Raw genomic sequence first — 15,252 nt, 5'->3', positions numbered from 1 at the left:
CTTAGTAGCTCTCCTTACTAAACTTTTTAACTATAAACTTAGCTAAAGTATTTAAAGATAATACTATTACTATTAAAACTACACCTACACTTGCAGCTGCTTCTATGTTTCCTGTTTCTTTAGCTATTAAATACGATTGAACTGTCAGAGTTCTTGCACTGTCAAATATTCCTGTAGGCATTTGTGCTACAGTTCCTGCTGTTAATAAAATTGCTGCCGATTCTCCAACTACACGTCCTATAGATAAAATTATTCCTGATAATATACCCGGTGCTGCACTTGGAACTATTACTTTATATAATGTTTGAAACTTTGTAGCTCCCATAGCTAACGATGCTTCTCTATATCCATCAGGAACTGTTTTTAAAGCCTCTTCTGTTGTACGTATTATTACTGGTAAAATTATTATTCCTACTGTTAACGATCCAGCAAGTATAGAATATCCCATTTTAAGAGTCATAACAAAGAATATACCTCCGAATAACCCATATACTATAGATGGTATTCCAGCTAAGCTTTCCGTAGCAAATCTTATTGCATTTACAACTTTTCCTTTTTTAGCATATTCTTGTAAATATATAGCTGCTAAAACCCCTACTGGTGTAGCTACAAGTATAGCTAAAAATACTGTATATAAAGTTGTAACTATCATCGGTAGAATTCCGCCACCTCCACCTGCTGAATAATCGCTAGTTAAATACTTTAAATTTATACCACCAATTCCTTTTACAAATATAAATCCAACAATTATAACTAGCACGCTTATAGTAAATATAGCCGATAATAAAACTATAGCTTTTAATATATTTTCTCTTAGTTTTCTCATTTTACATGCCTGCCTTATTAGAAAGTTTACTTAATAGTAAGTTAAGTATTAGTATGAATGTAAATAGTACTACTCCCGTTGCAAATAACATCTCTTGATGAGTTCCGAATGCATAACCCATTTCAAGTGCTATATTAGTTGTCAAAGGTCTTACACTATCCATTATAGAGTTAGGTATAACTGGTGAGTTACCTGCAACTAGCATAACTGCCATAGTTTCTCCTAATGCTCTTCCAGTACCTAATACCACTGCTGCTAATATTCCTGATTTTGCAGCTGGCAAAACTACTTTAAATATTGTTTCCATTTTAGATGCACCCAAAGCTAAAGATCCTTCTCTATATGCATTAGGCACTGCTTTTATAGCAGTTTTTGAAACAGCTATAATTGTTGGTAACATCATTATAGATAATACTAAAATTACAGCTAATAAACTTTGTCCTTTTGGTAAATTAAACATATCTTGTATTGTTGGAACTATAACCGCTAATCCAAATAATCCATATAAAACAGATGGTATACCTGCTAATAAATCTACTCCTGAGCTTATTACTTTAGCTACTTTTTTAGGAGCAACTTCAGCAATAAATACAGCTGTAAGAATTCCTACTGGAGCTCCTATCAAAAGAGCTCCTATAGTTGATAGCATTGATGCTACTATCATTGGTAAAATTCCATACTGATCTGCACTTGGAACCCAAGAAGTACCTGTTATAAAATCTATAAACGAATACCCTTTTGCTATAAATGGTGTAAGTCCTTTATAAAAAACAAAACCTATTATAAGTAGCAAGCTTACTACCGCTACTAATGCACTCATCATAAATATATTTTTTGCTACTTTTTCTATAGTATATTTTGTTCTATTATTACTCTTAGAACTAACCAGTTGCTCCTTAGCTAACATAAATACCTCCATTTTAATTACTTAACACTTATTAAACCTTCTTCTTCAACTACTTTTTGTCCATCTTCGCTTAATACATAGTCTATAAATTGCTTTCCATTTTCTGATAATGAATCTTCTTTATAAACTAATAAGAATGGTCTTGCTAATTTATAATCTCCAACTTTAGCATTTGCTGCTGTTGGCTCTATTCCATCTACTTGAACTGTACTTATACTATCATCTAGATAACTAAATGATGTGTATCCTATTGCATTTTCATTTCCTGCTACAGTTGATTTTACATTTCCATTTCCATCACTTATTTGAGCTTCTGTTGTTAACTGTGTTGAATCATATCCAACTATTTCCTGGAAAGCATCTCTTGTCCCTGAACCATCTTCTCTTGAAACAACAACTATAGGAGCATCCTTTCCTCCAACGTCTTTCCAATTAGTTATTTTACCTGTATATATATCTTTTATTTGATCCATAGTAAGCGATTTAACACCATTATTTTTATGAGTTATTATTCCTATTCCATCAACAGCTATATTAGTTTCTGAAAGTCCTGAACTTTTTTCTTCCTCTTTTAAATCTCTAGATGCCATACCTATTTCAGCTACTCCATTTATTGCATCTTTTATTCCTGCTGATGATCCTAATTGATTTATCTCTACTGATACATCTGGGTTAACTGACTTAAACCCTTCTGCTTCTTTCTCTATTACCGGTCCTACTGAAGTTGATCCTGATATTGCTAGTTTAGCTGAGTTTTGATCTGATGAGCCACACCCTACAGCTAAAGCTCCTATCATTATAGTACTTGCTAATAAAACTCCTATCTTTTTACTAAACATAGTATTCCCTCCAATGTTTTATTTAAATTGTTTTGATTTCATTTTGTTTTGCTATGCTTTAATAATAAAGCTTCTATGTTAAATCTAAATTAGATAAAGGTTAACTAAGAGTAAATAAAGTTAAATACTTGTAAAGAAATGTTAAGGGAGCGTAAATACATAAATATTAACTTATTGTTCTTTTAAAGATTAATTTTATAAATATCAAATGTTTTTCTGTATTTTATTCTATATAAATAAATTTAAGAATTTTTTTATTTATATGTTATTGAATATCACAATTATGAAATTTAAAGAAAATTGCAAAAAGAAGGAATTATAAATAAGCATAAAGAATAGTGTATTAGATTTAATTGGAAGATAATTAGAAATATTACAAAAATATAATTGTAAGGAGGTGTTTCATAGTTTATAAATCGCATGATTTATTGTGATTTCATTTTGTGATATATGGAGTGTCCGAAAAATTTTTTAAAGCAGGGGGATAACAAGTGTATAAATTTGATATACGGGAAGATTTTTATCTTAATGATAAAAAAATTAAAATTATATCTGGTGCCTTACATTACTTCAGGGTTGTACCTGAGTATTGGACTGATAGACTAGAAAAATTAAAAGCTTTAGGTTGTAATACAGTGGAAACTTATGTACCTTGGAATTTTCATGAACCTAAGGAAGGTGTATTCGACTTTGAAGGTCAAAAAGATTTAGCCAAATTCACTAAATTAGCTCAAGACCTTGGATTATTGGTAATTTTAAGACCTACACCTTATATTTGTGCAGAATGGGAATTTGGTGGACTACCTGCATGGCTTTTGAAATATCCATCTATACGAGTACGAAGTAATTGTGAAATATTTTTAAATTCCGTAGATAAATATTTTGCAGAGTTGTTCAAACATATCTATCCACTTCAAGCAACTCAAGGCGGACCTATTATAATGATGCAGATTGAAAATGAATATGGATCTTTTGGTAATAATAAAATTTATTTAAAAAACTTAAAGAATATGATGATTAAATATGGATGTGAAGTTCCTTTATTTACATCTGATGGAGCCTGGAGAGAAGTTTTAGAATCTGGAACAATCTTAGATGAAGATGTATTGCCAACTGTTAACTTCGGTTCTAAAACAAAAGAACAATTTGGATATTTCAAAGAGTTTCTAGAAAAAAACAATTTAGAAAAACCTATGATGTGTATGGAGTTCTGGCTAGGTTGGTTTAGTAATTGGGGACAAGAATTTAAAAGAAGAGATGCTCAAGACGCTGCCAATGAACTAAAAGACATGCTTGATATGGGCCATGTTAACTTTTATATGTATCATGGAGGTACAAACTTCGGATTTTACAATGGATGCTGTTGCCCTGATGAAATTTCTCCGCAAACTACAAACTATGATTATGATGCTTTACTTAATGAACACGGTGAATTTACAGAAAAATACTATAAATTTAAAGAAGTAATATCTAACTACGCCGAAATACCTAACGTTGATTTCTCTACTAATATAAAAAAGATATCTTACGGAAGTGTTGAGTTAAAAAATAAAGTAAGTTTATTTTCTACTTTAGATACTATATCTAAACCTATATATAGTGAAAATACCTTAAACATGGAAGCTCTTGATCAAAATTATGGTTATATATTATATAGATCTAATATAGGTAGCAAAAACAATTTAGAGAGATTTAAGTTAGTAGGAATGGACGATAGAGCTCAGGTATTTATTAATGAAAACTATCATTCTACTCTATACAAAGAGAAGTTTGTTAGCAAAAACCAAACTTTACAACTAGAAAAAGAAGATAATAATATACTAGATATTCTAGTTGAAAATGTAGGTAGAGTTAACTATGGTCCTAATTTACTATCTCCTTCTCAAAGAAAAGGTATAAAGGGCGGAGTTATGATAGATATTCATTTACATACTGGATGGGATCATTACTGCTTAGAATTAAATAATATAGATAAAGTTGATTTTTCAGGAGATTACAAGGAAAATACACCTGCGTTTTATGAGTATGAATTTGAAGTTAATGAATTAGGAGATACGTTCTTAAATGCAGATGATTTTGGGAAAGGTGTCGCATTTATAAACGGATTTAATTTAGGTCGTTTCTGGGATATAGGTCCAACTAATTATTTATATATACCAGCTCCACTACTAAAAGAAGGTATCAACAAAATAGTTATATTTGAAACAGAAGGAAAATACAAAGATGTAATCTTCTTAGATAATAAACCGAATTATATTGAAATTCATAAGTAATCAAATCTTAGTTTTATATAGAAGCAGTATATAAACTTAAATAAATGAGGATGTAAAATAACAGTATATATACCGTGTTTTACATCCTCTATTTATTTTAAAACTATTTTATTTTTTCTAATTCATCTACTAGCTCTTTAAATACTTCTAAAGCTTTTTCTATAGATTCTTTCTTTTCCATATCTACCCCAGCAGCTCTTAATTGATTAAGTGGATAATCTGATCCTCCACTCTTTAAGAATTCTAAATATTTTTCAACTGCACTTTCACCTTCATTTAAAATCTTTTCGCTTAAAGCACTTGCTGCTGAAAATCCTGTTGCATATTTATATACATAGAAGTTTGAGTAGAAATGAGGTATTCTAGCCCATTCTAAACCTATTTCTTCATCTACTACACATGATTTTTCATAATATTTTTTATTTAAGTCATAATATATCTCTGTAAACTCTTTAGCAGTTAATGGTTCTCCACCTTCTACTCTTTCATGAGTTATTTTTTCAAACTCAGCAAACATCGTTTGTCTATATACTGTAGTTCTAAATTGCTCTAAATAATAGTTTAATAAGTAGATTTTTTCTTCTTTAGAGTCTGCATTATCTAATAAATAGTTTACTAGTAATAATTCATTTAATGTAGATGCAACTTCTGCAACAAATATCTTATATGAAGAATATAGATATTCTTGATTACTTCTTGAATAGTAACTATGCATTGAGTGACCTAATTCATGTATTAATGTAAATAAAGAGTTTAAATCATCTTTATAGCTCATTAATATGTAAGGAGATGAATCATAACTTCCCCATGAATAAGCTCCACCTTGCTTACCTTTATTTTCATAGACATCAATCCATCTTTCACTAAAGGCTTTTTTAACTACACTTAGATACTCTTCTCCTAAAGGCTTTAATGCTTTTAATATTATATCTTGAGCTTCTTCATAAGTTACCTTCATATCAAAATCTGAAGTTATAGGTACATATAAATCATACATATGCATTTCATCTAAATTTAGATATTTTTTTCTTATATCAACATACTTATTTAGTACATCTAGACTTTCATCAACTGCATCTATAAGATTGTTATATACATCTACACTTATATCATCTTGGAATAATGAACTTTCTATTGCAGATTTATAGTTTCTCATCTTAGAATAGAATATTTCACTTTTAATTCCACCATATAAAGTTGATGCAAATGTATTTTTATACTCTCCATAAGTTTTATAAACTGCATCAAATGCATCTTTTCTAACTCTAGCATTCTTGCTCTTTAAAAATGAGGAATAATTTCCGTGAGTAACTCTTACGTCATTTCCATCTTCTCCCTTTATTTCTGGGAATTTTAAATCTGCAAAAGAAAACATCTCATATACATTTTCAGCTACTCCACTTAATTCTGATGCTGCAGCTAAAATTTCTTCTTCTTTTTCTGTAAGAGTATGTGGCTTTTCTCTTAAAATTTCATCTATATACTTTTTGTAAAAACTTAACTTTTCATCACTTAAATATTCTTTTAATTTGTTTTCATCCATAGCTATTATCTCTGGAACCATATATGATGTTGCCATAGATAATTCAGTTGAAAGCATTTCTGTTTTCGTAGCTCTTGCTTGATTTTCATTTTTTCTTGTATCTTCATGTTGCTTCATATGAGTGTATACATATAAGTTTTGAAGGATTCTCGATGCTTTTTCTGAATCATTAAGTACTTTATAAAGGTTTTCTTTACTATCTGCAAGCTTACCTTTATAAGATTTTAGCTCTTCTATAAGCATATTTACCCTATCAATATCCTCTTTTATTAATTCTGGGGATTCATACATAGAGTCAATGTTCCATTTAAATTCTTGTTCTATTGTATTTCTATCTACTCCCATAATTTCACTCCTTTTCTTTAGCTTGTTAAAGAACTGCTATTAATATAGCTCCTTCTGATGTATAAGTTCCCATAACAGGTCCTATACTTGATATTATTATGTCCTTATGTTCATAATTTTCTTCTATATGTTTAGCAATTTTACAAGCTTTTTCTTCACAGTTTGCGTGACCTATAACTAGGGTTTTATTTTTTATATCATGAACGCTATTTTTAACTTTTTCAAATAGCTTTTTCATACTATTACTTTCTCCTCTAGCTTTGTCTATAGGCTTAACTTCACCTTGTGCAATCTCTATAATAACTTTGAAATTAAGTGCATTAATTAATTTTCCAGCTATTGGATTTACTCTTCCACCTTTTATAGCATTTTCAAGTGTATCTAGTACTCCATAAAAGGCAATATCATTTTTAACTTCTTCTAAATATTCAACTACCTCTTTAAGACACTTACCTTCTTCTATTAATTTATTTGCCTTATACACCATTAATCCTACACCTATAGATCCACTTAATGAATCTACAACTGCTATTCTTTTATTAGTATCTGGATTATGTTCAAAATATATATTTTTAGCTAACACAGCACTGCTATACGTACTAGACAGTTTAGAAGTCAGTGTTATAACTAATATCTCTTCTTCTTCGCAATCAAACATTTCTATAAATCTCTCAGGAGATGGACTAGATGTTTTAGGCAATTCCTTACATCCCTTCATCTTCTTATAAAACGTTTCTTCATCAATGTCTTTTCCACCTATATAACTTTCTTCTCCAAATGCTATATTTATTCCTACAACCTTAACTCCCATTTCATCTAAAAGTTCTTTCGGAAAATCTGTTGATCCTTCAATTATTACTCTTATGTTTTTTTCCAATTCATACACCTCAACTTTTTTCTAGCTATCTTTATTTTATATATTTTAATGTAAATAATCTATATTTATTATATTTTTTAGCTCATTTAATTCTAATATTATCTTTTCTATCATAATTCGTCTATCATAAATGATAAAAAAGTTTACAACATAGCAGTATTCTCCATTAACTACATCAATATTATTCACTTTTATTTGAGATTTCTCAAGTTTATTATAAATCGTAGATATTACATTTATATTATCTATGTGTATAGTAAGTATATTTTGATTTTTTCTAAAAATTATTTTATCTATATTTTTTAGTATATAAAGAGTTATCATTACAAATGACCATGCTAGTATACCTAATGTGTACTGTCCATAACCTATAGCTATTCCAATACAAGCTGTTGCCCAAATTCCTGCTGCTGTAGTAAGTCCTCTTATCCCACTAGAATTCTTTAATATTGCTCCAGTTCCTAAAAAACCTATACCTGATAGAACTTGTGCAGTTAATCTAGATGGGTCTAAATTAGTTTTGCTACTATACTCCATAAATAATATAACAGATGTAATTGATGTTATACATGAACCTATCGCTACTAATATATGTGTTCTAAAGCCTGCAAATTGATATGACTTTTCTCTTTCAATCCCTGTTAATCCCCCTATAACAAGAGCTACTAATAATCTTGTTACAATTTCCTTTGCTGTCATTAATACTCCCCCTTTATAACTAGATATATTATTTATATTTTTATATCTTGGTTATTATTACGAGTATTAAATTATTGATATTTTATTAAAATGCAAAAAAAGACTATATTTAATAGTCTTTTATACTAATTCTTCCTATCATTCCTTAATACATTTATATGAGTTGGATAAGCTATGCTAATATCTTTCTCTCTGAACATTATAAGTATTTGAAGCTTTGTATCTTTAAGAACACTAAAATATTTTTGTGATTGAACAACTCCAGTTATAGTATACTTTGCTCCAATACATTCTTCTTCTATATCAGTAACTCCATAGACTTTAAATGAGCCTATAGACTCCTTACCTTTTTTTATACATAATATTTCTTTATGTCTTTCATTTAAAACTTGGCAGACCTCTTCTAACGCATTAATTACTTTTAGTGGATCTTCCTCATACGAAACTCTAACACTAACAACTACTCTCATTTTAGTTTTACTATAGTTTCTTATACTAGATATATTACCATTAGGAATAGTTATTCTTCTTAAGTCCCAATCTCTAAGACTTGTACTTCTCAACCCAATTTCTTCTACTGTCCCTCTAAACTCTTCATTTAAGATTACAAAATCCCCGACTTGGAGTTGTTTCTCAAATATAATAAAGAAACCGTTAAATATATCTTTTAGTATGCTCTGTGATGCAACCCCAGCAATTAATCCTACTATGCTGGCTCCTGTAACTAAAGTACTAAATTTAGTTACATCAACTATTTTAAATTCTTTAAGTAAAAGTATTATAGCCAATATAAATATAATATAATATGCCATTGAACATAAAAGACTGCTTAAAGTATTTTCATACCTAACATCAAATCTTGTAAATTCAAATATTTTCTTTACAAAGTATTGAATTATTTTAAGTAATATATAAGCGCACAAAATTATTATAACCGAGTTTACTATTCTTGCTAAAATCATGATTACTACCTTTCTTTCAACAATTAATATACACCTCAGTTATAAATTATTAACTTATATATACAATGGTATACTTACATAAAAAAAGTCTTCATATATTATTTAGAAGACTCTTGGCTTAATTTTATATACTTGTTTATAGCTTCATCAATTTTGTTACTAGTACTAACCAGCTCTTCTTTAAATATATCTGGATATTCTATATAGGTATTGATTTCTTCCCTTAATGCTTCAATTTCTTTTTTTAGTAAAACCAGTTCATTATTAGTCATATTATCACCACGGTTACAAATTTATATATATACCCTTCTATTTTAACAATGTTTTCCCTATCATGTCAACAAACGTTTTTCGTAATATATTGTAATTTATTTACCATGTATTTAGATGTAACTCCTACAAATACTCCTGTAATTATAGATGCTATTAACATATATGGTAAATATCCAAATATCATACTATTATTTATAATCAATCCAGCTACAATTAATTGCCCTACATTGTGCCCTATAGCCCCTATTACACTTACTCCAACCAATGAAAATTTATCTAATTTTAAAGCAATTGTCATTAATATTAAGCTTAAATATCCTCCTGCTATACTAAATAATAAAGTGGACATAGGTCCTGCAAATATTGATGACATTAAAATTCTTACAGATAAAATTATAAATGTATCTTTTACTCCAAATATAACTAAAGAAGTTAATGTTATTATATTTGTTAACCCTAACTTAGCTCCTGGAAATATAGCAATAAGAGGATTTGGCATATAACTTTCTATTATATATAAAATTAAACTATACCCTATCATTAAAGACATATACGTTAACTTTTTTGTTTTCATATGTATTTGATCTCCCCTTTTAATTAATTTATTTTAAATATATATTATCATAATATTTATATTTAAATTAATTATTTTTAGTCAATGTCTTTAGTATATATTGACTTTTTGAACATTTAGTGATATATTTATATTATGATTAATTGAGAATGAAACTCATTAGGAGGTGTTAATGATGACTGTTTACGACTTGAAAATAGGCCAAAAAGGCATTATAGATAATATATACGGTGATGAGAAATTAGCAAAAAGACTTCTAGCTCTAGGGTGTATCAATGGTACAGAAATAGAAGTTACAAAAATAGCTCCTTTAGGAGATCCTTTAGTTATTCATTTTAGAGGTTTTGACTTAGCTATTAGAAAAAAAGACGCAAAAAATATAAGCTTAAAAAAATAAGGAGGTACCAACTTGATTAATGTAGCTTTATTCGGTAACCCTAATGTAGGTAAGACAACTGTATTCAACCTGCTTACTGGTTCTAAGCAATATGTTGGAAACTGGCCAGGTGTTACAATAGATAAAAAAGAAGGATTTTTAGGTAATGATATAAAAATAGTAGATTTACCTGGTATATACGCAATGGATACATTTTCAAATGAAGAAAAAGTTTCTAAAGACTTTTTAGAAAACGGAAATGTTGATGTAATATTAGATGTTGTTGATGCATCAAATTTAGATAGAAACTTATATTTAACTACACAACTTATGCAATATGATAAACCTATTATACTTTTATTAAATATGATTGATGTTGCGGAGTCTAAAGGTATAAATATAGATGCAAAAAAATTAGAAAAAGAATTAGGAGTTAAGGTAATTCCTATAGTTGCTAAGAAAAAAGAAGGTCTTGATAATATAGAATCTGATATAAAATCAGCTATATCTTCTACTTTTAACTATAAAAAAGATTTCGGAAATGAACTTAATACTTACAAAGAAATAGAAGAAATATTAAGCAAATCAATGAAGTCAGATTCAAAAAATAGAAAAAGCATTAGTAGTAAGATAGATAATATAGTTTTAAATCCTATATTAGCTTATCCAGTATTTATCGCTTCATTATTAATACTATTTAAGTTCACTTTTAACTGGGTTGGAGCTCCTTTACAGGATTTAACTGAAACTTTAATAACTAATTATATAGCAACTCCAGCAGATGCTTTATTAGCAAATTCTAGCCCTTGGTTCCACTCTTTAATAGTAGATGGTATCATAGGTGGTTTAGCAGGTGCTTTACCTTTCTTCCCTCTAATATTTGTGTTATTCTTAGGAATGACATTTTTTGAAGATAGTGGTTATATGGCTAGAACAGCAGTATTAATGGATAATATAATGAGAAAAGTTGGATTATCTGGAAAGGCATTTATACCTATGATAATGGGATTTGGATGTGCATCTCCAGCTATAATGGCTACTAGAACATTAGAAAGTGAAAAAGACAGAAAAATAACTGCACTTATTTCACCTCTTATGACTTGTGGTGCTAAAGTTCCAATTTACGCATTATTCGTTGGAATATTCTTCCCTAAAAATGCTCCTATAGTTACTACTTCTCTTTATTTATTAGGCGTAGTAGTTGCTATAATAGTAGCTTTAATTTTAAATAAAACTGTTTACAAAGCGGAAGTAGAACCTTTTGTTCTTGAGCTTCCTGAATATAAATTGCCAACAATTAGCGCTTTATTAAAAACAACTTGGTCTAAGGCTAAAGGGTTCTTAATAAAAGTTTGTACTATAATGTTTGCTATGTCTGTTGTTATATGGGGATTATCATATTTTAATTTAAATGGATTTACAACTGATATAAATAATAGTTTCTTAGCTTCATTAGGTAACTTTATATCACCAATATTTGCTCCTCTAGGATTTAATGATTGGAGAGCAGGTGTATCTATATTAACTGGTATAAGTGCAAAAGAAGTTGTTGTAAGTACAATGGGTGTAGTTTACGGAAACTTAGAAACTGTATTACCTACAGTATTCACTCCATTAACAGCTTATGTATTCTTAGTATTCTCTGCATTATACACTCCTTGTATAGCTGCACTTTCTACTATGAAAAAAGAATACGGAAGTAAAATGATGTTTATATCTGCAATATACCAATTCGCAGTTGCATGGGTAGTATCTTTTATAATAAATCTATTTGGATCTGCTTTATATACATCAGCTTCATTAGAATTAGTTGTAGGTGGGTTAATAATATTAGTAGCATTATTTATACTTTACAAAAATGTAAAATCAAAAAAGAGCGGATGTTCTGGTTGTTCAGGTTGTGCTAGTCAAGGATCTTGTCCTAGTGCTAAAGCTAAATAACTAATAAAAAAAGATGGGATTATAATCCCATCTTTTTTATTTATCTTTAGAATTTAACATCTATAGTTATATCTTTTCCACCTCTATTAACAATTACCTTTGAACTTTCTCCTACAGAGTATTGATATAGAGCTTTATTTAAATCACTCATTGATGTTATCTTAGTATCTCCTACTTTAGTTATAACATCCCCTGCTTGTATTCCTGATCTTTGAGCTGGTGTATTAGCTATTACTTCTGCTATATAAACACCTTCATCAGCTTCTAAATCTGTACCTGTTGCAGTTTCAAATGTTTTAACATCTATTCCTTTTATACCTAGAGTTACTTTTTCAAATTTACCGTCTTTTATAATTTGATCTACTATAGGTTTAGCTGTATTTATAGGAATTGCAAATCCTAACCCTTCAGCTCCTGATGCTTTTGCTGTATTTATACCTATAACTTGACCTTTGTCATTTAGTAAAGGCCCTCCACTATTACCAGGGTTTATACTAGCATCTGTTTGTATAAGACCTGTCATACTAGATTGCTCTGTTTGTATACTTCTATCTAGCCCACTTATTATTCCTTGTGTAACACTTTTTTGGAATTCTAATCCTAAAGGATTCCCTATAGCTATTGCTATATCTCCAGTTCTTACTGAATCACTATCCCCTAGGTCAGCTACTGGTAATCCAGTTTTCTCAACTTTTACAATCGCTAAATCTATACTAGGATCATTCCATAACACTTTTCCTTTTGTTGTAGATCCATCATTGAATAAAACTGTTACATCAGATGCTTTTCCATCAGATACAACATGTGAATTAGTTAATATGTATCCTTTTGAGTCAACTATAAATCCTGTACCTACACCTTGAGATTGTTGAGGTATTGCAAACATATTATCTGTATCTATAGTTGTTGTAGTTATACCGACAACTGAAGGCATTGCTTTATCAGTAACTGCATGATAAACATTTTGACTTTTCCCACTATCGTTAACTACTATATTTTGCTTACTCGCTTCATTGCCTTTTCCGTTTAACTTATCTCCAAGTACAAAAGCTGTAATAAAACTTCCTATCATAGCACTTATTATACTTACTATTACAATCAGCGCTATACTAGTCTTCTTGCCATTTTCACTCATATAACTATCCCTCCTGATTATTTTTGTTTTATTAAGTTATACCCAAATTTTAATAATATTATTTGATGATTATCATTTCAATATACTTAAAATAAATAACACTATACAGAAAACTTTTCTGTATAGTGTTATTATATAATTCTATCCTTAATTAAACCTTAACTATTTTAATCTTTTTTCAAGTTCTGCTTTTTCTTTTTCAAATCCTGGTTTTCCTAATAAAGCAAACATATTCTTTTTATATGCTTCAACCCCAGGTTGATTAAATGGATTTACTCCTAGTATATATCCACTTAATGCACACGCTTTTTCGAAGAAATACACTAAATATCCAAAGTTATATTCGTCTAATTGAGGTATATTTACTATTAAATTAGGAACAGACCCATCTGTGTGAGCTAATAGAGTACCCTCAAATGCCTTTTTATTTACGAAGTCTACTGTTTTATCAGCTAAGTAGTTCAATCCGTCTAAATCTACCTTTTCTTCTTTTATAACCACTTCTCTTCTAGCTTTTTCTACATTTAAAACTGTTTCAAATAATATTCTCTTACCTTCTTGGATATATTGTCCCATAGAATGTAAATCTGTAGAAAAATCTACTGAAGCAGGATATATTCCTTTGTTATCTTTTCCTTCACTTTCACCATATAATTGTTTCCACCATTCACCAACATAGTGTAAGCTAGGCTCATAGTTAACCATTAATTCAACATCTTTACCTTTTCTATGAAGTAAATTTCTTGTTACTGCATATTGGTAACTAAAGTTTTCCGCTAAATTAGGATTGTTAAAATCATTCATAGAATCTTTAGCACCTTGCATTATACTATCTATATCTATTCCTGCTGCTGCTATAGGTAATAATCCAACTGGAGTTAATACTGAGAAACGACCACCTACATCATCAGGTATTACAAAAGTCTCATAACCTTCTTCATTTGCTAGCATTCTTAATGCACCTTTTTTAGCATCAGTTGTAGCGTAAATTCTTTTACTTGCTTCTTCTTTTCCATATTTCTTTTCTAAGAATTCTTTAAATACTCTAAATGCTATAGCAGGTTCTGTTGTAGTTCCTGATTTTGATATAACATTTATAGATACATCTTTGTCTTTTATAATATCTAATAAGTCCATCATATAAGTAGAACTTATATTTTGACCTACAAAATAAACTTCAGGAGATTTTCTATCTTCTTTAGCTAAGTTGTTTCTAAAAGAATGTCCTAGCATTTCTATAGCTGCTCTTGCACCTAAGTAAGATCCACCTATTCCTATAACTAAAAGTACATCTGAATCTTTCTTTATCTTATCTGCAGCTTTTTTTATTCTTTCAAATTCTTCTTTATTGTAATTCTCAGGTAAATTAACCCACCCTAAGAAATCGTTACCCTCACCTGTTTTATTATGTATCATATCGTGAGCAACCTTTACAAATTCACTCATACAATCGATTTCTTGCTGATTAAAAAATCCTATTGAGTTACTATAATCAAAACTTAACTTTTTCATAGTGTACCCCTTCCTTATTGTTAAAATTTTATTACACATAGGAATTATATCAAACAATAAAACTTTTTTCCAATTAATTATAATATTTTTTTATAATTTAATTATAATATTTTCAAAATTTTGTTCATATATGCAAAATTCCTGTATATAAAAATATACAGGAATTTTAA

The 15,252-nt window shown here is 29.1% G+C and carries 14 protein-coding genes; 3 read left to right on the top strand and 11 right to left on the bottom strand.

Going from position 1 to position 15,252, the window contains the following annotated elements; all coding sequences use genetic code 11:
* Position 1 precedes the first annotated feature (1 nt).
* Genes pstA through ACEXNK_RS12775 form a run of 3 tightly spaced genes read right to left on the bottom strand, consistent with a single transcriptional unit; the run spans position 2 to position 2,572 of the window.
* Entirely contained in the window at positions 2-826 is an 825-nt protein-coding gene (gene pstA, locus ACEXNK_RS12785; protein WP_373598934.1) for a phosphate ABC transporter permease PstA, read from the bottom strand.
* Between the two features lies 1 nt (position 827).
* Positions 828-1,733 carry a phosphate ABC transporter permease subunit PstC gene (gene pstC / locus ACEXNK_RS12780; protein WP_373598933.1) on the bottom strand — a complete coding sequence of 302 codons (906 nt, stop codon included), beginning with the start codon at positions 1,731-1,733 and terminating at the stop codon, positions 828-830.
* 17 nt (positions 1,734-1,750) lie between these two features.
* Positions 1,751-2,572: a phosphate ABC transporter substrate-binding protein gene (locus ACEXNK_RS12775; protein WP_373598932.1), complete on the bottom strand. Its 822-nt coding sequence runs from the start codon at positions 2,570-2,572 to the stop codon at positions 1,751-1,753.
* A 491-nt stretch (positions 2,573-3,063) separates the two neighbouring features.
* Here ACEXNK_RS12775 and ACEXNK_RS12770 point away from each other — a divergent pair, with 491 nt between their 5' ends.
* Positions 3,064-4,845: a glycoside hydrolase family 35 protein gene (locus ACEXNK_RS12770; protein WP_373598931.1), complete on the top strand. Its 1,782-nt coding sequence runs from the start codon at positions 3,064-3,066 to the stop codon at positions 4,843-4,845.
* 103 nt (positions 4,846-4,948) lie between these two features.
* Here the strand turns inward: ACEXNK_RS12770 and pepF are convergent, their stop codons facing one another.
* From pepF to ACEXNK_RS12740, 6 genes are all read right to left on the bottom strand, one after another.
* Positions 4,949-6,733, bottom strand: a complete 1,785-nt coding sequence (gene pepF / locus ACEXNK_RS12765; RefSeq protein WP_373598930.1) for an oligoendopeptidase F — start codon at positions 6,731-6,733, stop codon at positions 4,949-4,951.
* 25 nt (positions 6,734-6,758) lie between these two features.
* The gene (locus ACEXNK_RS12760) at positions 6,759-7,610 is read right to left on the bottom strand and encodes a DegV family protein (RefSeq protein WP_373598929.1); all 852 of its coding nucleotides are present in this window, start codon (positions 7,608-7,610) and stop codon (positions 6,759-6,761) included.
* A gap of 45 nt (positions 7,611-7,655) precedes the next feature.
* A complete protein-coding gene (locus ACEXNK_RS12755) occupies positions 7,656-8,309 on the bottom strand; it encodes an MgtC/SapB family protein (protein WP_373598928.1) in 654 nt (217 codons plus the stop codon).
* 125 nt (positions 8,310-8,434) lie between these two features.
* Positions 8,435-9,271: a mechanosensitive ion channel family protein gene (locus ACEXNK_RS12750; protein ID WP_373598927.1), complete on the bottom strand. Its 837-nt coding sequence runs from the start codon at positions 9,269-9,271 to the stop codon at positions 8,435-8,437.
* Positions 9,272-9,369: 98 nt separating this feature from the next.
* The gene (locus tag ACEXNK_RS12745) at positions 9,370-9,543 is read right to left on the bottom strand and encodes an aspartyl-phosphate phosphatase Spo0E family protein (RefSeq protein ID WP_373598926.1); all 174 of its coding nucleotides are present in this window, start codon (positions 9,541-9,543) and stop codon (positions 9,370-9,372) included.
* A 65-nt stretch (positions 9,544-9,608) separates the two neighbouring features.
* A complete protein-coding gene (locus ACEXNK_RS12740) occupies positions 9,609-10,118 on the bottom strand; it encodes a Gx transporter family protein (RefSeq protein WP_373598925.1) in 510 nt (169 codons plus the stop codon).
* 175 nt (positions 10,119-10,293) lie between these two features.
* Between ACEXNK_RS12740 and ACEXNK_RS12735 the strand changes: the two genes are divergently transcribed.
* Entirely contained in the window at positions 10,294-10,515 is a 222-nt protein-coding gene (locus tag ACEXNK_RS12735; RefSeq protein ID WP_373599080.1) for a FeoA family protein, read from the top strand.
* Positions 10,516-10,527: 12 nt separating this feature from the next.
* Positions 10,528-12,435, top strand: coding sequence for a ferrous iron transport protein B (gene feoB, locus ACEXNK_RS12730; protein WP_373598924.1), 1,908 nt, complete (start codon positions 10,528-10,530; stop codon positions 12,433-12,435).
* Between the two features lie 46 nt (positions 12,436-12,481).
* Here feoB and htrA read toward each other — a convergent pair whose 3' ends face one another.
* On the bottom strand, positions 12,482-13,570 hold the full coding sequence (htrA, locus tag ACEXNK_RS12725) for a serine protease HtrA (protein WP_373598923.1): 1,089 nt from the start codon (positions 13,568-13,570) through the stop codon (positions 12,482-12,484).
* A 162-nt stretch (positions 13,571-13,732) separates the two neighbouring features.
* Positions 13,733-15,082, bottom strand: coding sequence for a glucose-6-phosphate isomerase (locus ACEXNK_RS12720; RefSeq protein WP_373598922.1), 1,350 nt, complete (start codon positions 15,080-15,082; stop codon positions 13,733-13,735).
* Positions 15,083-15,252 lie beyond the last annotated feature (170 nt).

This window comes from Paraclostridium bifermentans (assembly GCF_964259345.1).
Taxonomy (GTDB): Bacteria; Bacillota; Clostridia; order Peptostreptococcales; family Peptostreptococcaceae; genus Paraclostridium; species Paraclostridium bifermentans_B.
This window is presented reverse-complemented; position numbering and strand designations above follow the sequence as displayed.